Here is a 23,352-nt window from a genome sequence, read left to right as displayed (position 1 = left end):
CTTTCTTCAAACGCTATGACTTCGACCTATCGCATTACGCTGCTGCCCGGTGATGGTATTGGCCCTGAGATTATGGCGGTGGCGGTGGATGTGCTCAAGACTGTGGGTGGCCAGATGGATCTGGCTTTCGAGTTTGAGGAGGCGTTGATTGGTGGGGCGGCGATCGACGCCACTGGGGAGCCGCTGCCAGAGGAAACGCTGAAGACCTGCAAAGCCAGCGATGCGGTGCTGCTGGCGGCGATCGGGGGCTACAAGTGGGATACATTGCCTCGCCATCAGCGGCCTGAGACAGGGCTGCTGGGTCTGCGATCGGGGTTAGAACTTTTCGCCAATCTGCGCCCGGCTACCATCTTGCCGCAGCTAATCGACGCTTCTTCGCTCAAGCGAGAGGTGGTGGAAGGGGTCGATATTATGGTGGTGCGGGAACTGACTGGGGGCATCTACTTTGGCAGCCCCAAGGGGGTGTTTGAGACTGAGACGGGGGAAAAGCGGGGGGTCAACACGATGGCCTATACCGATCGCGAAATCGATCGCATCGGCAAGGTCGCCTTTGAGACTGCCCAAAAGCGTAAAGGCCAGCTGTGCTCGGTCGATAAGGCCAACGTGCTGGAGGTGTCGCAGCTGTGGCGCGATCGCATCACCGCCCTCTCTGCCGACTACCCCGACGTCGCCCTGACGCATATGTATGTGGACAACGCGGCCATGCAGCTGATCCGCTGGCCGAAGCAGTTTGACACGATCGTGACCGGCAACCTGTTCGGCGACATTCTCTCCGATGCGGCGGCGATGCTCACGGGCAGCATTGGCATGCTGCCCTCGGCCAGCTTGGGGGCCAGTGGGCCGGGGGTCTACGAGCCCGTCCACGGTTCGGCCCCCGACATTGCTGGTCAAGACAAGGCTAACCCCCTGGCCCAGGTGCTGAGTGCCGCCATGATGCTGCGCTATGCCCTCGATCAGCCTGCCGCCGCCGATCGCATTGAGCAAGCCGTAACCACAGTTTTAGATCAGGGTTATCGAACTGGCGATATCATGTCTGAGACTATGACCCAGGTGGGTTGCAAGGCCATGGGCGAAGCCCTGTTGAATGCCCTGTCATAAAGTTCTTTCTAGAAGTCTTTCTAGAATGTGCTGCCCCTGAAAAGTCGAGTTAAAGTCTGTTCATAAGCGCACAGGTGAGCCGTGTACGGTCTACAGCAACCCCCTTCTTCTAGCCCATTGCCCAGTCAGCTATCGGGGGCTGGTGCCCTGCCCATGGCGCTTAACCCGGCCCTACTTAAGTCGGCCCGGCAAATTTACCGCACTTATTACGAAGTGCATCCTGAGGATGTGCAGCGCCCCATCGGCATTGCCATTAGCACTAAGACCCATCGCGGCAAGCTGATCTTTGGCGATCGCCCTGTGCTGCTGCCCACTGAGTGCTTTGTCCCCATCAGCCAGATCGAGCCGGGGCTGCACTAAGCCAGCGGCCATTGCGGCCAGACTCAGCCACCAGCCGAGATATTGGGCCTTTCCCCACGGGCACACTGGGGAGCGTCACCCAGTAGCGCAAAGGGTTTGGTACCTATGGCTGAGTCTTTTTTGGCGGTAGCTGAATCGTTCTCTGCTGGGGTAGGCTCTCCACCTTCTAAAAGACCGATCGCCCTAGACCCGCAACGGCGGGCGATGGCCAACCGACCGCTGCCCAGCTATACCCAACGCCTGCTGCGGCGCCTGCGGCTGAAGCTGGCCAATGCTGCCCCCGGCAAAGAAGTTCTCGACCTATCGGTGGTGATCTGCACCTACAACGGTGAGCACCGCCTGCCCAAGGTGCTCGACTGTCTGCTCGCCCAGCTGGGCACCGAGCACCTGGCCTGGGAGGTGATTGTAGTTGACAACAACAGCACCGACGGCACCGCCCAGGTGTTCGAAACCTATCAGCAGCAGTGGCCCCAAGATATTCCCCTGCGCTATGCCTTTGAGCCCCGCCAGGGGGCTGGCTATGCTCGCCAATCCGCCATTACCTTAGCCCGCAGCCCCCTAATCGGATTTTTAGACGACGACAACCACCCGGCCTTGGGCTGGGTAGTGGCAGCCCATCGATTTGGCCAGGCCCACCCCCAGGCGGGGGCCTATGGCAGCCGCATCCGGGGAGATTTTGAAGTGACCCCACCGCCAAACTTTGGCCGCATTGGGTCATTGCTGGCGTTGACCGAGCGCGGGTCTGCTCCCCTGCTCTATGCACCCAAACAAAAGGTGCTGCCGCCAGCGGCGGGGTTGGTGGTGCGGCGGCAGGCCTGGCTGGGCAGCGTGCCCGAGCAGCTGTCGCTGGCCGATGCCATTGGGTTTCGGGCGGCGGGGGAAGATCTGGAGGTGGTGCTCCACATGCAGCGCCACGGTTGGGAGATCTGGTATAACCCGGCCATGCGCATGCAGCACGAGATTCCGGCCAGTCGGTTTGAGCGCGACTATCTGCTGCAAATGTTTCGGGGCATTGGCCTCAGCCGCCATCGCACGCGCATGCTCAGCATGCCTCTGTGGCAGCGCCCGCTGGCGGCCCACGCTTATCTAATCAACGATATTCGCAAGATTGTGCGCCACTTGGTCAAATACCAGGGCGAGGTGGTCAGCGATACGGTGACCGCCTGCGAAATGCGACTCTATCTCTACAGTCTGATCAGCCCGTTTTACATTACCCAGCGGCTGTGGCGGCAGCGGTGGCGGCGGTGGAGTTCTAAATTTTGAGTTTTGAATTTTGAGTTTGGGGGTTAACTCAAAACTCATAACTGAGAACTCAAAACTCAAAACATGGGGCTATCCGCAATTCGGCCAACAGTGCAACAATAGGTCAAACTAGCGCCCGCCCAGCTATGTTGGGCGGGTCACTGCCCAATCTTGAGAGATAGACCTATGCGCTCTGACTTACAACGCGCCCTCGATACCCGCAGCGCCCTCAAAATCATCAGCGGTCTTACCAACTTTGACCCCCAGCGGGTGGTGGCCGTGGTGAAGGCCGCCGACCAGGGCGGTGCCACCTTTGTGGATATCGCCGCCGATGCCGAGTTGGTCCGCTTGGCTAAGGCCGCCACGACTCTGCCCATCTGTGTTTCTGCCGTCGAGGCCGAGGCGTTTCTTGCCCCCGTGGCCGCTGGGGCCGACCTGATCGAAATTGGTAACTTTGATGCTTTCTACGCCCAGGGTCGGCGGTTTGAAGCGCCCGAGGTGCTCGAACTGACCCGCCGCACCCGCGCCCTGCTGCCCCAGATCACGCTGTCGGTCACGGTGCCCCACATTTTGGCGTTGGATGAGCAGGTGAGCCTGGCCGAAGCTCTGGTGGCCGCTGGGGCCGACATTATTCAGACTGAGGGGGGCACCTCTAGCCAGCCGACTCACCCCGGCACCCTGGGGTTGATTGAGAAGGCGGCGCCGACGCTGGCTGCCGCCCACGCGATCGCTCGGGCTGTGTCGGTGCCAGTGCTCTGCGCGTCGGGCTTGTCAGATGTGACGGCTCCGATGGCGATCGCCGCTGGAGCGGCTGGCGTTGGCGTGGGTTCTGCCGTCAACCGGCTCGACAACTCTCTGGCTATGGTCGCCGTAGTGCGCCAGCTGGCCGAGAGCCTGCAACGGGTGCGAGTCTCGGCAGCGGTGCAGTAGACGCCGGCGCTAATCTGTCAACTGAGGTCAAGGCAATAACCTTGACCTCAGTGAAAATATGTAATGCTATTGCTAGAGACTGTCAATAGCCTAGACCAGCCCTCTTGTTTCGAACTAAAACTTAAGGTGCGTCTGCGCTCTGCCCCTCGAGCCCTCAGCTGATATTTCGTGGGGTGGATGCGGTGATAGGGCAATGGCGACAGACTGAGCGAATAGCTGGGAGAGGGCTTTGTGAGTGTGGCAAGGGACGAGGTATTGACTCGCTATATTGAGAACGTTCAGACTCGGGTGACGGCGCTCTATGAAGAGACCCGACAACTTCCCTCAGACGAATCTCAGCAATTGACCACAGCTCTATTAGAAGAACTGGGCCTAGCGGTAGAAGAACTCCACATTGCCGAAGAAGAGCTGTTGGCCCAAAACGAACAGCTCGCTGCCGCTAACTACATTGCTGAGGCCGAGCGCCAGCGCTACCAAGATCTGTTTAACTTTGCCCCCGATGGCTACCTCGTAACCGATATGAACGGGGTGGTGCAGGAGGCAAATCATGCTGCCGTTGCGCTGTTGAACCTGGAGCAGCCCTACCTGATTGGCAAACCCCTAGTCTCCCATGTGCCCCCAGCTGAACGGGTGTCCTTTCGCACGCTGCTCAACCAAATTGTGACATCGCATCGCATTGAGGGCTGGGAGCTGACGATACAGAGGCGGAAAGCCGCCACCATCACCGTCTCGACAACGGTTGAGATCGTCAAAGATATCGAAGGCAATGGGGTTGGGCTGCGATGGCAAATGCGAGATATTAGCGATCGCAAAAAAGCCGAAGCCACCCTGCGCCAGCTGCAAGTTGAGAATTTAGAACTGTTAGAGGCCGATCGCCTGAGAGCGCAGCTGCTAGCCACGGTTTCCCACGAGCTCAAAACGCCGATGAACGCCATTTTGGGGTTTTCTCAGGTGTTGATGGCGCAGTTTGACCCCCAGCGCGACTCTAAGACGGTCAGGATGGTGCAGCGCATCTTTCACAACGGGCAGCACCTGCTCGGCATGATTGAAGACATGCTCAATTTTTCGCGGCTGCGGGCAGACCAAGTCGAGCTGAAGCTCGAACGCTTTGACCTGACCGACCTGATTGTGACCACCATAGACGAACTGGGCACATTGGCCGACCAAAAGGCCCTGACTCTAGAGGCAGACCTGCCCGATCGCCCCGTGGTAGTGGTCAACGATCGCAACCGGCTGCGGCAAATTTTGACCAACCTGATCTCCAACGCCATCAAGTTTACCGATGCCGGGCGGATTGTGGTGAGCCTAGACCCCCTACCCGCCGACCGACTGCTGCTCCAGGTCAAAGACACGGGCTGCGGCATTAGCCGAGACGATCAGCCCCACATTTTTCAAGAGTTTTGGCAGGTGCACGACGCTCGCAGCGCTGCCAAAGGCACCGGCCTGGGGCTGGCCATTGTCTATGCGCTGGTGCAGGTCATGCAGGGCACGATTACCGTCAACAGTGAGCTAGACCGGGGCAGTGAATTTACCATTGAACTACCGCAGAGCGTGAGCCCCAGCCAAGAGCCCCCCGCCATCTGCCGCTGAGCGCTAGCCGCGCACTTTTGTGGTGACTTCGGCTACGCGCTGTCCTAGGGTGCGGGCGATCGCCAAATCTTCTGGCTGGGGCTGGAGTTCGCCCTGGCCACCGGTGATGGTGCTGGCCCCATAGGGGGTGCCGCCTCGGGCCTCGGTGTGAATCATGCCGGCAGTTGAGTAGGGCACCCCCACGACGAGCATGCCGAGGTGCAGCAGGGGCACCATCATGGTGAGCAGGGTGGTCTCTTGGCCGCCGTGGGTAGAGGCGGTGGCGGTAAAGACCCCCGCTGGTTTGCCTTCCATGTCGCCGTTGAGCCAAAGGCTGGCGGTTGAGTCAAACAGCTGCTTCATTTGGGCGGTCATGTTGCCGTAGCGGGTGGGCGAGCCAAACACCACGCCGTCAGCCTGTTTGAGGTCGTCTACGGTGCAGACCGGAATCTCCTGCTGCTGCTCCCGCACCGCGCGGGCAGCCTCGTTTTGGTCAATGATTTGGTTGACGGCGTCGAACTCCTGCACCCGGCGCAACACCACCTCTACCCCAGCCACTTGCCCCGCGCCCTCGGCCACCGCCTGGGCCAGCTTCAGGGTGTGGCCATACATGGAATAGTAGACGACCAAAACTTTCATAAATTCTCCAAATTTCGGCGTTTTAGCGCGTCAGGTCAAGGTTGCTCGCTCCTGTTAATGCTAATGCTGCGGGCATGGGTTGACAATTTTTATCTCTCTGGAGGGTGATTTTGGGCGATCGCGCCAACCCTCTCCACCCTAAGCAAAACGGCGGCCACCGCCCTAGCCCTCAAAGGCTAGCGGTCTAACCATATATAAGCCTGGGGGGATGTTGATCTTTGACGCTTTAGTTAAGCTTTGAATTTGGAGAAACTGTTGAACTAGTTGTTTTGTGGACGCCGCTGGCAGGAGCAGATTATGACCAATTGTCGTGTCGTTGTCATTGGTGCTTCAGCCGGTGGAGTTGAAGCGTTGACTCAGCTCGTTGAACAACTACCCCCTCAGCTCAACGCCGCGGTTTTTGTGGCAGTCCATTTCCCAGCCGGTAGCGTCAGCTTTTTGCCCGATATTCTCAGCCGTGCCAGAACCCTGCCCGCCGCCCACCCCTACAGTGGCGAAACCATTCAGCCAGGGCGCATCTATGTGGCCCCGCCCGACTATCACCTGCTGGTTCATCGCGGCACCATAGAGCTGAGCCGAGGCCCCAGAGAAAACGGCCATCGCCCCGCCATCGACGTGCTGTTTCGTTCGGCGGCCCAGGCCCACGGTCCCTACGCTGTGGGGGTGGTGCTCACGGGCATGTTAGACGACGGCACCAATGGTCTACAGGTGATTAAGGCCGAGGGCGGAGTCGCCCTGGTGCAAGACCCTAATGAGGCCATGTTTAGAAGCATGCCTGAAAATGCGATCGCCCATGTCGCCGTCGATCAAGTGCTGCCAATTACCGCTCTAGCTAGTCACATTGTGGATTTAGTGGCAGACGCCACGCAGGAATCTCCTATTACTCAGGAATCTCCTATTACTCAGGAATCTCCTATTACTCAGGAATCTCCTATTACTCAGGAATCTCCTATTACTCAGGAATCTCCTATTACTCAGGAATCTCCTATTACTCAGGAATCTCCTATTACTCAGGAATCTCCTATTACTCAGGAATCTCCTATTACTCAGGAATCTCCTATGACCAGTAATCCACTCGTACCCGAAGAGAAAATTGTTGCCGAAGAGAAAGCCGCCGCTGAAGAAGGCCAGCGACCCAACGCCGCCTCCCCATTCACCTGCCCCGACTGTGGTGGCGTGCTGTGGGAAGTGCGAGACGCCTACAATCTGCTGCGATTTCGCTGCCATATCGGCCACGCCTACTCCCTCGACAGTTTGATGTCGCTCCACGGTGAAAACCTAGAGCGCGCCCTGTGGACGGCGGTGCGGGCGATCGAAGAGCGAGCCGCCCTGTCTCGCCGACTGATGGCCTACGCCTATCAGCAAAATCGAACCCAATCAGCCGAACAGTTTTCGAAGCGGGCTCGGGAGGCCGAAGAAAACGCTCGCCTCGTCAGGCAGCTAATTCTCAATCAGAAAGAAATTCATCTTCAAGGAGACACCGTTCCTGAGCGTCTGTAGACGGGGTAAGCACGTCTTTAAAGATCTATGCGGGCGTTTGAAAAGCGATTTGCTGTAGCTTTAGCTGCCAGCTGATTTTTCCTGCTCCTGTCAAAAAGATGGGTAAAAGTCTTTCTTTTAAGAGAGATTAAGGGAATCTTTACTTTCGTTTGGGAAGCAGAACTTTTTCTAAATCAGCCGCTGAAATCATCAATCTCTGGGTAGAAGAGAGACGAAATCAACGTGACTGTTTATTTCATTTAATTAACTAAAATTAGAGCGCTGCCTCTGGCGGCAGAACGAGTCTAAACTGATTCAGAGATGGGCGTCTGTACCCCTTTTCTAGCTGTTTGGCGGAGCTGGCGATCGCGCTCCAACCCTTTCGAAGTTGAGCCGTGCCTCACCACAGTCTATTGTTTGCCCTGGTTAGGCCTAGGTCGTCATTTCGCCGTCATGCTAGACCAGACACCGGGCTATTGGCCTAAAACCCTATGAACGCTTCGCCGTCCTCAGTGCTATCTTCAGCGGCGCGGTTTGACATCGTGGCGATCGCGGCCTCCGCTGGGGGCATCAAAGCGTTGGCGCAACTGCTGCCCCAGCTGCCCGCCGATTTTGCCGCCGCCATTGTCCTGGTGATTCACCTTGACCCCAACATGGCTAGCCTGCTGCCCCAAGTCTTAAAGCCTATGACGGCGCTGCCCGTCAAAGACGCCAAAACCGGAGAGTTGTTGCAGGCTGGGACGATTTATACAGCCCCCCCAGACCACCACCTGCTGATTGGGGCCGGTCGCACCCTGCGCCTGACCCACACCGCCAAAGTAAACTACTCTCGGCCCGCCGCCGACTGTACCCTAGTATCGGTGGCAGAGCGCTTTGGGGAGCGGGCGATCGCCGTCGTTCTAACCGGCTATGGTCGGGATGGCGCTGCCGGCATCAAGGCCATCAAGCAGCACGGCGGTCGGGTGATTGTCCAAGATCCGGCCACCGCCAATGTGGCCAGCATGCCCCAGATGGCCATTGATACCGGCCAGGTAGACTGGGTTTTGCCCCTAGAGACAATTCCCCAAACCCTGATCAACCTGGTGCAGCAAGCAAGGATATAGTCTGTGGCCTCAAATCTAGAAAGTTCTGACGATGCTGCCTTTAGAACTCTATTAGACTACGTTCGCAGCAACCGGGGGTTTGACTTTACCGGCTACAAACAGCCCAGCCTCATGCGGCGGGTCACCCGCCGCATGCAGACGGTCGGTGTCACCAGTTTTAGCGAATACATCGACTATTTAGAGGTGCATCCCGATGAATTTCAGCAGTTGTTCAACACACTGCTGATCAACGTCACCGCATTTTTTCGCGATTCCACCAGCTGGGATGCCCTGCGCACCGACGTCTTACCGACAATTTTTCGCTCCAAAGCAAGCACCGAACCCATCCGAATTTGGAGCGCTGGCTGCGCCTCCGGCGAAGAAACCTACTCCATTGCCATGCTGCTGGCAGAGCTGCTGGGCCTTGAGCAGTTTCAGGCCAGAGTCAAAATCTATGCCACCGATCTCGACGAAGACGCTCTGGCAACGGCGCGCCAGGCCATCTACTCTAGCCACAAAATAGACGGTCTATCAGAAACCCAGCTCAGCACATTTTTTGACCACAAAGACGAAATTTACACCTTTAGCAAAGAGCTGCGGCGATCGGTCATTTTTGGTCGCCACGACCTGGTTCAAGATGCCCCGATCTCCAAGATTGACCTGCTGCTGTGCCGCAACACGTTGATGTATTTCAACGCTGAAACCCAGAGCCGAATCTTGACCCGGTTTCACTTTGCCCTCAATGACAACGGCTATCTGTTCTTGGGCAAAGCCGAAATGCTGCTCACCCACAGCAAACTCTTTAGCCCGGTGCAGCTAAAGGGGCGCATCTTTACCAAGGTGCCTCAGTTGAGCGGGCGCGATCGCCTGCTGATTATGGCTCAAACCGGTCACGAAGCCACTGCCGATGACCTGACCGACCAGCTCCGCCTGCTAGAGACTGCCTTTGATGTCAGCCCGGTGGCCCGCATTGTGCTCAAGCACAACGGCGTGTTGGTTTTGGCCAACCAGCGCGTCAAGGTGCTCTTTGGTCTCTCCCAGCAGGATATCGGTCGCCCCCTGCAAGATTTAGAACTTTCCTACCGCCCCGTAGAGCTGCGCTCTTGCCTGGAAGAAATCTACGAACGCCGCCGCACCATCAACCTGCCCGATGTCGCCTGGCAAAATCCTCGGGGTGATTCCGTTTTCTTCGAGGTGCAGATCACCCCGCTGTTTGGCAGCGACAGCGCCATTCTCGGAGCCAGCATTAGCTTTGTCGATATCACCCAGTTCAAACGGTTGCAGGCCGAGCTAGAGCACGCCAACCAAGAGCTAGAGATGGCCTACGAAGAATTGCAATCCACCAACGAAGAACTAGAAACCACCAACGAAGAATTGCAGTCCACCAATGAAGAACTAGAAACCACCAACGAAGAATTGCAGTCCACCAACGAAGAGTTGGAAACCATGAACGAAGAACTGCAATCGGCCAACGAAGAACTCCAAACCCTCAACGAAGAACTCCAGCGCAGCAGCGGCGACCTCAATCAAAGCAACACGTTTCTAGAATGCGTGTTCGCCAGTCTCAAAGGCGGCGTGGCAGTAGTCAACCGCGACCTGCAAGTGCAAATTTGGAACAACAAAGCCGAAGACCTCTGGGGCCTGCGCCCCGAAGAAGTTGTCGGCCAATATTTCCTCAACCTAGATATGGGTCTGCCGGTAGAGCAGCTGCGCCAGCCCATTCGCGACTGCCTAGCCTCAGCCGGCGTCGGCTCCGTCGAGCTGACCATCGAGGCCGTCAACCGCAAGGGCCGCAGCCTGAGCTGCCACATCACCTGCACCCCCTTGGTAAACGCCAAAAAGCAGGTGCAGGGCGTAATCCTGATTATGGAATAGCTTATGGAATAGCCGGTCTGATGCGAAATCCCGAATAAATACCCTCGGTTTGTAGGGGCATAGCATGCAAACCTACGGAGTTCCTGATCAGGAATCGGGGTTTACCAATTGATTTCGTATGCCTGCATCAGCCTGCATCCAGCGGCAGAGAAGTGACGGATTAGGATAGAGACAGACAACAGCCGCAAACGGTTTTGCTTGAGGAGCGACTATGGTTCAAGCTCAGCCCCGCACTGGCCCTACCATTACCTGGGAGCAGCTGCCCGATGACTTTCAGCTGCCCGATGACCCAGTGGAAAACATTCAACAGCCGCTCCTAGCCGCCGCCCTTACCGATGCCCTAGGCGCGGCTCAGCGAATTCGGCCTGAGATGTTGATTGGCTCCAACTTTGGTCTGGTAGTCAGAATGGACGGTGAGATTGTGGTCAAGGCACCCGACTGGTTCCACGTGCCTCGGGTCAACCCCTACCCTCCAGAGCTAGTGCGCCGCAGCTACACCCCCCACTTGGAAGGCGACCCCGTAGCGGTGGTTATGGAGTTTCTTTCAGCGGCAGACAATGGTGAGCTGTCAATTCGCACCACTCAGCCCTACGGCAAGCTCTAAACCTTGCCGGTTTGCGCTAGCCATTATGGCTAGGGTCTAGGCCAAGTGAGTGGCGAGGAAGGTGAGCGATCGCTCCCAAGCTAGCTGGGTAGCTTCGGGGTCGTGGATGTCGTTGTTTTCGTTACCAAAGGCGTGGTGAGCGTCGTACCAGTAGGATTCGTAGTTCACGCCGCCCTCCTGGAGCCGCGCTTCAAACGCCTTCACCGCGTCTGGCGAAAAGAACTCGTCTTGCTGGGCAAAGTGCCCTTGGAACGGAATTGCGATCGTGCTGACATCGGCAGCTTCTGCCGGAGGCACCCCGTACCAGCTGATGGCCACGTCAGTCTCGGGAGCGTACACGGCGGCCAGTACCGTCAGCGCCCCGCCCATGCAGTAGCCCATCACCGCCACCTTGGGGCTGGTGGCCTTGAGGTGCTGCACCGCGCCGCGAATGTTTTGGGTGGCAGCATCGCCAAAGTCGAGCTCGCCCATCAGGTGCTCGGCCTCGGCAGTTTCGACGGTGACTTCGCCCTTGTAGAGGTCGGGCACCAGCACTCGGTAGCCCTGCTGAACCAGCTGATCGGCCACGCCCTTGATCTGGTTGTTGAGGCCCCACCACTCTTGAATCACGACAATGCCAGGGGCAGTGCTGCCGCTGGCTGGCTCGACGTAGTAGCCCTGGCACGATTGGCCATCGGGTCGCTTAAAGCTAATCATGTCGCCCATGGGAGGTCTCCTGAGGTTGAGTCGCGCTTCTCCAAAGGAGAGGCTGCGTTAACGCTAGATTACCTCTCAAAGGAGCAAAATCTAAGCGCTGGAGGTTGAGTTGCAGCCCTCTAGGGGTTACGACCAGTGCTCTCCAGCGGTTTCGGTTGAGCCTAACGGCGATCGCTACATCCCCGGAGTAGCCAGGTTGCGGAAGCGGGTAAACTGCGGCTCGAACAGCAGTTTGACGGTGCCGGTAGGGCCGTTGCGGTGTTTAGTGATGATGATTTCAGCAATGCCGCGATCGGGGGTGTCGGGGTCGTAGTACTCTTCGCGGTAGAGCATCATGATCAAGTCAGCGTCCTGCTCGATCGCTCCAGATTCACGTAGATCACTCATCATCGGGCGCTTGTTGGTGCGCGATTCGACACCCCGGCTGAGCTGGGAGAGGGCGATGATCGGCACGTTGAGTTCGCGGGCGAGACCCTTGAGCGATCGCGTCATCTTCGACAGTTCCTGCACCCGGTTGTCGCCGCCGCCCTCCATCAGTTGCAGATAGTCGATCAAAATCAGCCCTAGGGCTCCACCCTGCTCGGCCTGGAGGCGGCGGCAGCGAGAGCGAATCTCGGTCACCGAAATGCTGGGAGTGTCGTCGATGAAAATTGGCATCTGGGAGAGAATGCTGATGGCGTGGCCCAGTTTTTCCCACTCGTTCTGGGCAATGCGTCCGGTGCGCAGGCGGCTGCTTTCCATCTCCACTTCGCTGGAGAGCAGGCGATAGACCAACTGCACCTTCGACATTTCCAAGCTATAAATAGCTACAGGAAGCTTCTGTAAAGCAGCAATGTTGCGAGCTATATTGAGCACAAAGCTGGTCTTGCCCATTGACGGACGAGCAGCGGCGATAATCAGGTCTGAGCGCTGAAAACCCTGGGTCATGGCATCTAAGTCGTAGAAGCCGCAGGGGATGCCGGGCAGCACGACGCCGAGCGATCGCTGCTCAATCTCCGAAAACGTCTCAATCAAAATATCGGAGGTTGAGGTCAAGCCTCCCTGGGGTCGCGACTGGGTAATGCCAAACAGCCGTTGCTCCGACTGATCCATCACATTCTCAATGGGCAAGGTCGTGTCGTAGCCCAGCTGAGAGATCTCGCCGCCGGTTTGAATCAGCAGGCGGCGGGTGTATTTATCCATCACCAGAGTGGCGTACTGGTCGATGTTGGCGGCGCTAATGGTGCGATCGACCAGTTGAGCCAAGCGGGTTTGACCACCCACCTGTTCGAGCTTGCCGTTGTCCTTTAGCCAGACGGCGATGGTCATTAGATCGGCGGGCTGCCCCTTGGCGTGGAGGGCCAGCGCCCCTTTGTAAATATCGCGGTGGGCACCGATGTAAAAGGCGTCAGGGGTGAGAATCTCCATCACCCGGTTAATGGCTTCAGGGTCGAGCAAAATACCGCCCAAAATGGCCTCTTCGGCTTCAATGTTTTGGGGTGGCAGGCGATCGCTGACCGCATCAAATTTGAGATTCTGAACCATGACCTTGGAGGAGGGGAATAGATTTAATTGTGCTTTAAACCCGTCTTCCCTGGTGTGGCCTAGCCAAATTCAGGAACGCGCTTAGGCTTCCAGCGCGCTTATGGCGAAACAACTCTTCAAAATTGCCCACAGCGCAATGGGGCCTATAGCCTTTAACCAAGTTTCCCGAGGGCTGGTTTCACGCGGCCAAAAGGCCGCAGCAAACGTTAGCGAGAGCGCCCTGCCTTGACTAGGTACCCCAGAGCAATGAGGTTTAAATTAGCCCGCGTTAACGGTATCAAACACCTCTTGAATCCGCTCCACCAGCGGCTCAGGCAGAGGCACATAGAGCAATTCCTCAGCAATGGCGCGGCCTTCGGAGCCGAGGGACCACTCAAACACGTCGCGCATGGCGTTCCACTTGGCTGCGTCTTCGTAGTTCTTGTAGATCATCACCCAGGTTAGACCGACGATGGGGTAGGAGTTTTCGCCAGTTGGGTCGGGGACAAGCAGGGCAAAGTCGTCTGGTATTTCTTCATCGAGAAGGGCATTGCCTGCGGTTTCAGGGGAGGGCTCGACGTAGTTGCCGGCGTTGTTTTCTACCAACGCTGAATCGATGTCCATGAGGGCAGCATAGGCGTAGGACAGATAGCCAATCGCGCCTTCGGTTTGCTGAATCGTAGCGGCTACCCCCTCATTGCCCTGGCCGCCAATGCCCACGGGCCAGTCAACGGAGGTGCCAACGCCGCCTGACCAGCCGTCGCAGACGGTGTCAATGTGGTTGACAAAGACAAAGGTGGTGCCCGAACTGTCGGAGCGGTGAGCCCAGGTGATGGGCAGGTCAGGCATCTCTAGATCGGGGTTGATCGCTGCGATCGCAGGGTCGCTCCACTGGGTAATTTCGCCCGTGACGATGCCGCAGTAGACATCGCGGGAAAGGCGCAGCTCCAGATCGTCAATCCCAGGAAGATTATAGGAGAACGATAATAAACCGCCAGTGATCGGCACCTGAATGGGGGCGTAACCAAAGGCGTCGACGAAAGCCTGGGTGAGATCTTCGGAATCGGTAATTGGGGCCTCAGACGCGCCAAAGTCTACGGTGCCGGCGATGTACTGCTCTAGGCCAGCGCCACTGCCCACCGACTGGTAGCTCACCTGCACATCGAAGTCAACTTGCCGGGTATAGGCGTCAAACCAGCGCTGAAAAATCGGCGCGGGGAAGGTCGCCCCAGCGCCACTGATCGCAATGGTGGTGCCGCTGCCATTGCCAGCGGACACTGGGGAAGCATCGGAGTCGGTCTCGGCGGTGGGAGAAGAGCCGCCACCGCAGGCCGCTACCGCCAAAACCACGGGCAAAGCCGCTGCTAGCCATACTTTGCGCTCAACAATCATCGGAACAGCACTCCGGACAGTTTTTGACGGTCAACGGTAGAGTGAGGGGTTTCAAGCATCTTCCGTAGTAATCTGGCCGACGAGAAATCAATGACGTGTTTGGTCTAGCACTTTGCCTTGTAACCCGAGGTCTGCGGGGGAGCAGGTTGCCCCTGGGCATTGGCAGGCAGAAGTAACGGCAGGGTAATGGTGAAGGTTGACCCCTGGTTTTCGGTGCTGACTACAGTAAGTTTGCCCTGGTGCGCCTGAACAATTTGCTGGGCGATCGCCAGCCCCAGCCCGAAGCCGCCAGTATCGCGCGATCGCGCCTTGTCAACCCGGTAAAAGCGGTCAAACACGCGGGGCAAATCGGCCGCCGGAATGCCGATGCCGCTGTCCTGCACAGTAATAATAATTCGGTCGACGCGGTGGCTGAGGGAGAGGGCGACCTCTCCGCCGGTAGCGGTGTAGCGGCAGGCATTGCTGAGCAGGTTGGCAATCGCCTGTCGGAGCAAATTGGCGTCTCCATTCACCCAGAGGGGGGCCTGGGGCAGCTCTAGCCGCCACCAAAGCCCCTTAGCCTTGACTTGAGGCTGATACTCGCGGGCGAGTTCTTTTACCAAGAGGGTGAGGTTGCACTGCTGGGTGCCCGACCAGCGATCGGCTGTCACCAGCACCAGCAAACTGTTAATCAGCTGACCCATCGACTGGGCCAGCCCGGCAATGTGCTGAAGCCGCGCCACCTGCTCTTGGGGCGAAGCTGTCATCAGCCCCAGCTCGGCCTGACTGAGAATGGCGGCCATTGGCGTCCTCAGCTCGTGGCTAGCATCGGCACTGAATTGTTCTAATCGCTGGTACGACAACTGAATGGGCCGCATCACCTGGCCCGCAAACCACCAGCTCAGCAGCCCAATCAGGCCCACCCCCACCGGCAGCCCCAGGCTTAAAACCAGTCGAACTTGGTTGAGGGCAGTTTCCACCGGTACCAGGGTAGTGGCCAGTTCTAGGTGCCCCAGGGTTTGCCCCTCCGACTCAATGGGCACCGTCATCTGGCGCAGGCGTTGGCCCTCATAGGTCAGAGTTCTGTAACCAGGCTGAATGTCGCGCTGATCGCCCGACAGCGGCCCAAAAAACATCAGCAGGTGGTTGTTGGTGTCGTACCAGCGGGCGTAGACCAGATCTGAGCTAACGCTGAGGGTGCTGCCCCCCAGCAGCGGCACCGTTTTGATCTGAAACTGCACGGGGTAGGTCGGATTGGGCGACGAGTCAGCGCCGCCGCTGCTAATCATCAGCTCCGCTTCGCGGTAGAGCTGCTGGTCGAGTTTGTTTAGCTCCCGCTCCACTTCAATGACGTAGAGCAACCCGCCAAACACCACAAAAACGCTGCCCATGGTCAGCATGAGCCACTGGGTGAGGTGTTTGCGGCTGCGGGTAAACATGGGGAGATGGGGAGACGAGGGGATGGGAGGTGAGTGGATGGGATCAGACGGGCTTAGGCACAGAGTTCGCGAATGCTGAAGCGATCGCCTCTGCCATCGATGGGTGCGAGCCAGATGTTGCACGAGCTTAGCGAGGGCATTGTCAGGGCTCGGTGCCCAGGGCCTACAGGGCTTGTTCTAGCTGGCTGTGGGTTGCATCCGATTGGGATGACGCAGCAAGTGTTCTCAAGGCTACAACTCTCGCTTTGCTAGCTTAACCTGCTGTTTACCATTAATTAGTTTACCCAAGGGAAGTGTGAAGAGGAGAGGGGTGGATGGGTGGGCGGGTGGATGGGTGGATGAGTGGGTGGGTGGATGGGTGGATGTGATGCTGGTGACGTTAAGCTTGAGAATCATCCCCTACATTACCCACTTCCCAACTTTCCCCATCGCCTATGCCTGCGCTCAAACGTCTCCTTACTCACTCTGGCCTTGAGTTTTGGCTACCCCTGGGGCTGTTGGGGGCCGCATTTTGGCTGGCTGGCTACGGCTGGACTCATCACTACCTGGGGGTGGCGGGCCGGGCGATCGCACCTCTGGTTTTAGCGACCAATACGGCGGCGCAGGACGAAGGCATTCTCAGCATTCGCGCGGTCATTGACAACGAGGGTCAGGCTCCGGCTGCTGGGGGCGATCGCCGGGCAACTCGGGTTGAGGTGATTGTGGTGAAGCCGGTGCCTCGCACCCTCGACTTTTACCTACCGATGCGATCACCAGCGGCCATTGAGGCCGAAATGGCGCAGCGGCTGAATGTTTCTACAGACACCATTCGTCGCCTCATTCGCTACGAAACCGTGCGTCCATAAACTACCCTGGCTCACCATGGCCCTGGAGCTTGTGCGCTGCTGTCAGACTGCCCGACCGGGGCGGGTCAAGCGATGGAACCGGATCACAAAAATTATTCCGGCGGTGGCTACCCCAATAGATTGGCCAATCCACAGCCCAACCCCGTCGAGGCCAAGCCAAAAGCCTAGGAGATAGCCCGTAGTCAGCCCTACGCCCCAGAAGGCTAGCCCGCTGAGCACCATGGGCATGCGGGTATCTTGCAGCCCGTAGAGCGCCCCTGAAGCGACTCGCTGAACGCCGTCGGTAAGTTGGGCCAGTGCCGCCACAAAAAGCATCGGCAGAGCCAGGGCGACCACCGGATCATTGGTCGAGTCGCGCAGATCTAGATACAGGCCAATGATGGACTGGCGAAACAGCAGCAGCCCAAGGGTGGCCAGGAGCATAAAGGCAGCGGCGATCGCCATCGCCATATACCCTGCCCGTCGCGCCGCGCCCATATCCTGCTGACCAAAAGCCAGTCCCACCCGCGCCGTCGCCGCGTAGGACATACCCAAGGGCACCATAAAAATCAGGTAAATCGTTTGGTATACGGTTTGGTGGGCGGCCAGCACCTCAGGGCCAAGGATACCCATCAAAAACGTGACCACGGCAAACAGGCTAAATTCTAGGGCGATGGTAACGGCGATCTCGCCCCCCATGCCCAGCAGCCGACCGACCAACCGGGGCTGCAATCGGTGCCAGCCGCGCCAAAAGCGGTATTCCTTCAAATTGGGGTGTTTGAGGGTGTAGAGCAAAAATAGCCCAAACATCAGCCAGTAGCTCAGCCCGCTAGATAGCCCCAGCCCCCCCAGCCCCAGGGCCGGGAAGCCCCATTTGCCAAACCCCAGGGCATAGTTGCCCACAATGTTGAAGACTGTGCCCACCAGCACAATCACAATCACTACCTGGGCCTCAGCTAGGGCCGCCGCGTAGCCCCTCAGCATGGCAAAGGCCAGGGCCGGAAATGCGCCCCACAAAATCCCCTGAAAGTAGGGGGTGGTGAGGGCGGCGATCGCCTCGGGCTGCCCCAGCCCCAGCAGCATCCGATCGAGCTGGCTCAGCACCGCCATCATTGGCAGACTCAGCCCTAGCGAGAGCCAAAACCCCTGCCGAGCGATCGCCTCAACCTGCTCCCTTTGCCCCGCCCCAAAGGCCTGGGCCACCAGCGGCCCCACGGTCATCACAAACCCGCCGATCACCGCCAGCAGTAGCTGAAAGCTAATGGCCGCTAGGCCACCCGCCGCCAAGGTTTCGGCCCCCAGTCGCCCCATCATTAGGGTGTCGACAAAACCAACAGCAGCCTGGGCCACTTGAGCCCCGGCCAGGGGCACCGCCAGGGCTAAAAATGCTCGCACCTCTGAGCCAGTTTTGATTTGGGCAACGGATCTACTCTGTGTACGCATTCAAAGATCGAGCCCAGTTTAGTGAATGCCCCGTAGCTCAGTTGATCCTAATCCTTAGCTGTAAAGTCCTTACCCATACCCCCTTTTGTAGACGATTGCGGATTCCTGCAAGGGGGAAATCCCTTGCTCAGTGGGTAGGGGAAGTCTTTCGAGATTTCGCCGTCAGAGAATTGGCGCCTGTTGCCCCTTAAAGCATTGCCAGCCGCGCCTTGAGAATGGTCGCCTGAGCTTCGGCCTCGGCCAGGGAATCGCGGGCTCCCTGCACCACATCGGCGGGGGCTTTGTCCACAAAGCCGGGGTTGCTCAGCCGCCCCGAGAGCGACTTGATCTCCGCCTCCACCTTGCCCAGGTCTTTTTCCACCTTGGCTCTGAGGGCATCGACATCTACCACGCCCGTCAAAGGAATGAGTACCTGCACGGTGCCGGTGACCCCAGCAAACAGCTTTTGATTCGGCTCCCCATCCCCTCTAACCGTATCGTGGCCCTCATCGTGGGGGGTGGGGGCACCGTCATCGCTGCCTTCTTGGGGCACGGGCGCAGGCAGCAGGCCCGGGGTGGGAGCTGGCGCTGCGATATCGGGGTCAAGCACCTTGTGCCGCCACTGCTGGTAGGTCTGATTGAGGCGGGCGCGATCGCCCCCGCTGAGCAAGTTCTGCCGCACAAAGTTAACCGTCACCCACAGCCCCACCAGCTCCATCAGGGCACCAAAGATGGGGGTGCTGTCAACCGCGCTCACCAACGCCCCCGTAAACTTGAGGGCCACCAGACCCACCAAAATCCACAGCATGGTAAAAGCGGGACGGCGCAAAGCGGTAAAAAACAAGTCGCCGTAGTGCAGAGGGTCGTCAAGCAGGGGCAGCAGGTTGTGCCAGAAGCCTTGCACTTCGGCCACCACCGGGTTGTCGCTCAGCTCCGTTGAGGAATTCAGCGATGTAGCGCTCGTTTCACCGCTGTGGGCTGTAGAGACCGGCTGCTTGCCACCGAGAATCACCAGGGTATCGATTTTGCCCAGGTCTTTGATGTAGTCGGCGGTGGCTTGCAGAATATGGCGCTCGTCAGCACTCTCGCTTTCGAGAATGGTCTCAATGCGCAGGCTGGGTTTAATACCGGCCTCAGCCCGTAGGTTGCGCACAGTGCGCACGGTGTTAAACACCAGAGCAAACTGCTGCTCTAGGGCATCGTCAATGAGGTCAGGCTGCACCGTAGGGTAGGGCTGCACAGCCAAAAACTGGTCGTTGCCCACCTGGTTGAGGGTGTGCCACAGCTCCTCGGTAATGTGGGGCATAAACGGGTGCAGCAGTTTGAGAATGCCGTCGAGCACAAAGGCTAGGGTTTGCTGAGCTGCAGTGAACTTCGACGAGCCTTCCCCTTGGAGGCGGGGCTTGACCAGCTCGATGTACCAGTCGCAGAAGTCGCCCCACACAAATTCGTAAAGGTCTTTGGCGGCTTCGCCCATGCCGTACTGGTCTAGGTTGTCGCGCACGCTCTGCACAACTCGGTTAAAGCGAGACAAAATCCAGCGATCAGCCAGCTCCAGCCCCGCTACATCGGGCACACCTAGGCTGTCGGGAGATTGCCCGCCCAGGTTCATCATTACAAAGCGGGAGGCGTTCCACAGCTTGTTGGTGAAGTTGCGAGAAGCTTCCACCGAGACGGATTCGTCGGTGTTGCGATCGTACTCCAGGCGAATGTCTTGGCCCGCCCCGGTAACTTCGCGAATCAGGGTGTAGCGCAGGGCGTCGGTGCCGTACTTGTTGATCAGCACCAGGGGGTCGATGCCGTTATTGGCCGACTTCGACATCTTTTTGTTGTTTTCATCGCGCACCAGACCGTGAATATAGACGGTCTCAAAGGGCATGGTGTCGGTGAAGTGCCCCGCCATCAGAGTCATGCGGGCCACCCAGAAGAAGATGATGTCGAAGCCGGTAACCAGGGTGGTCGTGGGGTAGTAGGTCTGGAAGTCCTGAGCCGATTCATCGGGCCAGCCCATGGTTGAGAAGGGCCACAGGCCTGACGAAAACCAGGTGTCGAGTACGTCGGGGTCGCGCACCAGTTCCACCCATTCACCATAGCGATCGGTGGCCTTTTCCCTAGCCTCTGCTTCGGTGGCTGCCACGAAAAAGGGAGTGTCGTCAGTGATTTCGCCGTTGGTTTCGCTAACGGCGTACCAAGCCGGAATTTGGTGGCCCCACCACAGTTGGCGCGAGATGCACCAGTCTTTGAGGTTGACCAGCCAGTCGCGGTACACCTTCGTCCAGCGCTCGGGCACAAACTTGGGCTCTTGGCGGTTGTCGAGATAGTCCAACGCTTTGTCTGCCAAAGGCCGAATTTTGACGAACCACTGGGTGGAGAGCAGTGGCTCGATGGGCACCTTGCCGCGATCGCTGTAGGGCACCGTGTGGCGGTAGTCCTCGATGCGCACTAGAAAGCCTTCGTTATCGAGCTGACGCACCACTGCACTGCGGGCTTCAAAACGGTCTAGCCCCTGAAAATGGGCAGTGTTTTCATTCATGGTGCCGTCTTTGTTCATGACGGTGACCATGGGCAGGTTGTGGCGCTGGCCCATGGCAAAGTCGTTGGGGTCGTGGGCAGGGGTGACTTTGACGCAGCCGGTGCCAAACTCCGCATCGACATAGTCATCGGCGATGACAGGAATTTCGCGGTTCACAATTGGCAGTGTCAAGGTTTTGCCCACCATGTCGCGGTAGCGATCGTCGTTGGGGTTCACTGCCACTGCCGTGTCGCCCAGCATGGTTTCGGGGCGGGTGGTAGCGACTTCCAGGTAGCCTGAACCGTCGGTAAAGGGGTAGCGGAAGTGCCACAGATGGCCGTCTACCTCCCGCTGCTCCACCTCTAGGTCAGACACCGCCGATTGGCTGGCGGGGCACCAGTTGACCATGTAGTTGCCCCGGTAGATCAGCCCCTCGTCGTAGAGCTGGGTAAAGGCGGTTAGCACCGCAGTGTTGAGCCCTTCATCCATGGTGAAGCGCTCGCGGCTCCAGTCCACCGAGACGCCCAGCTTACGCAGCTGGTTGACGATGGTGCCACCCGACTCAGCCTTCCATTCCCAGGCGCGATCCAGGTAGCGATCGCGCCCCACATCCTCCTTCTTCAACCCCTCATCTTGGAACTGCCGATCTAAAATCGTGCTCACCGCAATGCTGGCGTGGTCGGTGCCCGGCAGCCACAGGGTGTTGCGCCCAGCCATACGTTGGTAGCGCACCAGAGTGTCGATCAGCGCATTCTCAAAGGCGTGGCCCATGTGCAGACTGCCGGTCACGTTCGGCGGCGGAATCACCACGCAGTAGGGTTCGCCGGGGTGGTCGGGGTCGGCTTTAAAGACCTGGTTCTCTTCCCACTGAGCCTGCCACTTGGTTTCGGTCTGCGTGGGGTCGTACTGGGCGGAGAGAGCGGGAACGGTGGCCGTCATCACAAAACCTGGAGCGCGGGGACTATTGCATTAAAGACAGTGTACCTAGGGATCCTGTCATTTTGATGGTGAACCTGGGGAGTTGCTGGGTATCAAGGGCTAACGGGTTTGAGGTATTAGGTCTAGGGTTTAGGGTTTAAGGTGCAGCCCTGAACCCTGAACCTTAAACCCTGAACCCCGTTCGCTGAGACCTTAGATTTCATCGACAAACTTAAGAATCTTTTGGTAAAGCTGGTGGCTGATGCGAAAGCCAGCCAGCTCCACCAGGGCATCCATCACCCGTCGCACGCTGGGAATCAGCGCCCGCTGCTTGGCGACGATGACAATGCCAACGATGCCGATCGCCGACAGACCCAGCGCTTGGGCGACCTGCCGTCCTCTGCGCTCGTTGATCAGCAGTTCGTCGGCGTTGAGCTGGAGGGCCAGGGCCAGGGTTTGAGTTTCGCCCAGGTCGAGCTGCTGGCCTTGCTGCTGAATGGTTGCGATCGCACTCTCCGTCGGCACCCGCACCTTGACCCAACTGACCGATAACACCGCCTGAATGCGAGCATTCTTAGCTGTTGCTAGCTCCCTCGCCACCACGTCTGAAATCACCACAGTGCCGTAGAGCGCTTCCAGCAGCCAGAGGCAGTCAATCAGGGCCAAGCTGCCCAGAGATGAAGCATCGCTCACAATGGTCATAGCCAACCCCGGCTGCGCAGGTTTTCAATGTCGTTAACAAACTCTTCGGCATCGTAGTGGGCACAAACGCCGCGACTGCCGATGATTCTTTGAAACTCCATTAGGTGGATGCCTGCAATCTGGCTGGCGATGCCCAAGGTAACCCGCTCCTGCTCAAACAAGGAAATCGCCATTTCCCGCAGCCAGTCGGACCTAGAAAAGGTTGGGCACTGGGCAACTTCATCAGGAATATTCAGATTGATGCGCATAGAGGGTGGTTACCCTAAGGATTGTCTTTGAAAGTCTGCAGGCAGGGTGCGATCGCGGTCAATAAAACTGCACCCCTACTATGGCGTTCTATTCCGGCAACCCCGCCGCAAAAAGTTGAGCGGCGGTCAGCGTAAGATCGGCGAACTGGGCCGACTCTATGCGTTGCTCTCCGGCAAAGGTTCCTACCGGGTCAAACCCCCGACCCTGCTGCGCTAGCACCAGCACCGTGCGATCTTGGGGGTTGATGATCCAGTATTCAGGAATGCCTAAGTCTTCATACTGGGCACGCTTAGCTACGTAGTCGCGCTCCCACTGCAATTCTCCAGGGCTAACTACCTCGACCACCAGCGCTGGGGGCGGCATCGTCAGGCGAATGGTGTTGCGCTTCGCCAACAGCTCGATGTGTTCAGGCTGAATTACCGTCAGGTCAGGATAACGATTTTTTGGTTCACCCCTGACTTCTAGCTCCAGGCCATGCCCCCGCACCCGGTCTATTCCTAATAGCAGCGCAAAGACTAGCAGCAGGCGATTGGCAATTTGTACGTTTTGCCCCGACTCTGGCGGCACCGCAATCAGTTCTCCATTAAATAGCTCGTAAAAATGTTCCGTGCCGTCGTCGTAGGCCAGATACTCTTCAAAGCTATAGAACCTGGGCTGCGTCTGCACCATAAACCAAAGAAGGCTAAGCGCTCTCAAGATAGCTCCAGTCTAGGCCATTCGTAGGCTCAGAGATACTGCTAAGCCAATCACCTTTATCCTCTCTCTTTCAACCTTTACTAAGCCTCCAAAAGCCGTGCGGTAGAATCTAGGCCAGCCTGTGACAGACTATCATTAAGAA

General features: G+C 58.0%; 19 protein-coding genes and 1 pseudogene. 10 read left to right on the top strand and 10 right to left on the bottom strand.

Features of this window, described 5'->3' with window-relative positions; translation table 11 throughout:
- Window positions 1–15: 15 nt before the first annotated feature.
- The 5 genes from leuB to H6F59_RS22305 all read left to right on the top strand — a co-directional run bounded on the left by leuB (window position 16) and on the right by H6F59_RS22305 (window position 5,220).
- A complete protein-coding gene (leuB, locus tag H6F59_RS22325) occupies window positions 16–1,098 on the top strand; it encodes a 3-isopropylmalate dehydrogenase (protein ID WP_190705887.1) in 1,083 nt (360 codons plus the stop codon).
- Between the two features lie 81 nt (window positions 1,099–1,179).
- The gene (locus H6F59_RS22320; RefSeq protein WP_397194433.1) at window positions 1,180–1,458 is read left to right on the top strand and encodes a hypothetical protein; all 279 of its coding nucleotides are present in this window, start codon (window positions 1,180–1,182) and stop codon (window positions 1,456–1,458) included.
- Window positions 1,459–1,563: 105 nt separating this feature from the next.
- Window positions 1,564–2,721, top strand: a complete 1,158-nt coding sequence (hpsE, locus tag H6F59_RS22315; RefSeq protein WP_206755225.1) for a hormogonium polysaccharide biosynthesis glycosyltransferase HpsE — start codon at window positions 1,564–1,566, stop codon at window positions 2,719–2,721.
- A gap of 165 nt (window positions 2,722–2,886) precedes the next feature.
- Window positions 2,887–3,630: a DUF561 domain-containing protein gene (locus H6F59_RS22310; RefSeq protein ID WP_190705884.1), complete on the top strand. Its 744-nt coding sequence runs from the start codon at window positions 2,887–2,889 to the stop codon at window positions 3,628–3,630.
- A 231-nt stretch (window positions 3,631–3,861) separates the two neighbouring features.
- On the top strand, window positions 3,862–5,220 hold the full coding sequence (locus tag H6F59_RS22305) for an ATP-binding protein (protein ID WP_313887287.1): 1,359 nt from the start codon (window positions 3,862–3,864) through the stop codon (window positions 5,218–5,220).
- Between the two features lie 3 nt (window positions 5,221–5,223).
- On the opposite strand, the gene wrbA is transcribed toward H6F59_RS22305, so the two are convergent.
- Complete coding sequence (gene wrbA, locus H6F59_RS22300) at window positions 5,224–5,838, bottom strand: NAD(P)H:quinone oxidoreductase (RefSeq protein WP_190705880.1); 615 nt, start codon at window positions 5,836–5,838, stop codon at window positions 5,224–5,226.
- 297 nt (window positions 5,839–6,135) lie between these two features.
- Between wrbA and H6F59_RS22295 the strand changes: the two genes are divergently transcribed.
- From H6F59_RS22295 to H6F59_RS22280, 4 genes and pseudogenes are all read left to right on the top strand, one after another.
- Entirely contained in the window at window positions 6,136–7,338 is a 1,203-nt protein-coding gene (locus H6F59_RS22295; RefSeq protein WP_190705876.1) for a chemotaxis protein CheB, read from the top strand.
- Window positions 7,339–7,808: 470 nt separating this feature from the next.
- The gene (locus H6F59_RS22290; protein WP_190705872.1) at window positions 7,809–8,420 is read left to right on the top strand and encodes a chemotaxis protein CheB; all 612 of its coding nucleotides are present in this window, start codon (window positions 7,809–7,811) and stop codon (window positions 8,418–8,420) included.
- A 3-nt stretch (window positions 8,421–8,423) separates the two neighbouring features.
- Window positions 8,424–10,274 carry a CheR family methyltransferase gene (locus tag H6F59_RS27155; RefSeq protein WP_190705869.1) on the top strand — a complete coding sequence of 617 codons (1,851 nt, stop codon included), beginning with the start codon at window positions 8,424–8,426 and terminating at the stop codon, window positions 10,272–10,274.
- 211 nt (window positions 10,275–10,485) lie between these two features.
- Window positions 10,486–10,875 (top strand): annotated as a pseudogene (locus tag H6F59_RS22280) (hypothetical protein); the annotation flags it as partial.
- A gap of 39 nt (window positions 10,876–10,914) precedes the next feature.
- Here H6F59_RS22280 and H6F59_RS22275 read toward each other — a convergent pair.
- From H6F59_RS22275 to H6F59_RS22260, 4 genes are all read right to left on the bottom strand, one after another.
- Window positions 10,915–11,583 carry a dienelactone hydrolase family protein gene (locus tag H6F59_RS22275; protein WP_190705866.1) on the bottom strand — a complete coding sequence of 223 codons (669 nt, stop codon included), beginning with the start codon at window positions 11,581–11,583 and terminating at the stop codon, window positions 10,915–10,917.
- Window positions 11,584–11,748: 165 nt separating this feature from the next.
- Window positions 11,749–13,098 carry a replicative DNA helicase gene (gene dnaB, locus H6F59_RS22270; protein WP_190705863.1) on the bottom strand — a complete coding sequence of 450 codons (1,350 nt, stop codon included), beginning with the start codon at window positions 13,096–13,098 and terminating at the stop codon, window positions 11,749–11,751.
- A 258-nt stretch (window positions 13,099–13,356) separates the two neighbouring features.
- A complete protein-coding gene (gene pstS, locus H6F59_RS22265; protein WP_190705859.1) occupies window positions 13,357–14,469 on the bottom strand; it encodes a phosphate ABC transporter substrate-binding protein PstS in 1,113 nt (370 codons plus the stop codon).
- A gap of 104 nt (window positions 14,470–14,573) precedes the next feature.
- Window positions 14,574–15,887, bottom strand: a complete 1,314-nt coding sequence (locus H6F59_RS22260) for a cell wall metabolism sensor histidine kinase WalK (RefSeq protein ID WP_190705855.1) — start codon at window positions 15,885–15,887, stop codon at window positions 14,574–14,576.
- A gap of 434 nt (window positions 15,888–16,321) precedes the next feature.
- Here H6F59_RS22260 and H6F59_RS22255 point away from each other — a divergent pair, with 434 nt between their 5' ends.
- Window positions 16,322–16,732: a hypothetical protein gene (locus H6F59_RS22255; protein WP_190705851.1), complete on the top strand. Its 411-nt coding sequence runs from the start codon at window positions 16,322–16,324 to the stop codon at window positions 16,730–16,732.
- 42 nt (window positions 16,733–16,774) lie between these two features.
- Here the strand turns inward: H6F59_RS22255 and H6F59_RS22250 are convergent, their stop codons facing one another.
- The 5 genes from H6F59_RS22250 to H6F59_RS22230 all read right to left on the bottom strand — a co-directional run bounded on the left by H6F59_RS22250 (window position 16,775) and on the right by H6F59_RS22230 (window position 23,183).
- Window positions 16,775–18,154, bottom strand: a complete 1,380-nt coding sequence (locus H6F59_RS22250) for an MATE family efflux transporter (RefSeq protein ID WP_190705848.1) — start codon at window positions 18,152–18,154, stop codon at window positions 16,775–16,777.
- A 187-nt stretch (window positions 18,155–18,341) separates the two neighbouring features.
- A complete protein-coding gene (locus H6F59_RS22245; RefSeq protein WP_190705845.1) occupies window positions 18,342–21,584 on the bottom strand; it encodes a valine--tRNA ligase in 3,243 nt (1,080 codons plus the stop codon).
- Window positions 21,585–21,776: 192 nt separating this feature from the next.
- Window positions 21,777–22,265, bottom strand: a complete 489-nt coding sequence (locus H6F59_RS22240; protein WP_190705831.1) for a DUF3368 domain-containing protein — start codon at window positions 22,263–22,265, stop codon at window positions 21,777–21,779.
- Window positions 22,262–22,513: a UPF0175 family protein gene (locus tag H6F59_RS22235; RefSeq protein WP_190705828.1), complete on the bottom strand. Its 252-nt coding sequence runs from the start codon at window positions 22,511–22,513 to the stop codon at window positions 22,262–22,264. The genes H6F59_RS22240 and H6F59_RS22235 overlap by 4 nt, the downstream gene beginning before the upstream one ends.
- Window positions 22,514–22,601: 88 nt before the next feature.
- Complete coding sequence (locus H6F59_RS22230; RefSeq protein ID WP_190705825.1) at window positions 22,602–23,183, bottom strand: Uma2 family endonuclease; 582 nt, start codon at window positions 23,181–23,183, stop codon at window positions 22,602–22,604.
- Window positions 23,184–23,352: the final 169 nt, after the last annotated feature.

The sequence above is a fragment of the Nodosilinea sp. FACHB-141 genome (assembly GCF_014696135.1).
Taxonomy (GTDB): domain Bacteria; phylum Cyanobacteriota; class Cyanobacteriia; order Phormidesmidales; family Phormidesmidaceae; genus Nodosilinea.
Note: the sequence above shows the minus strand (reverse complement) of the source record. Positions and strands in the feature narration are given on the sequence as shown.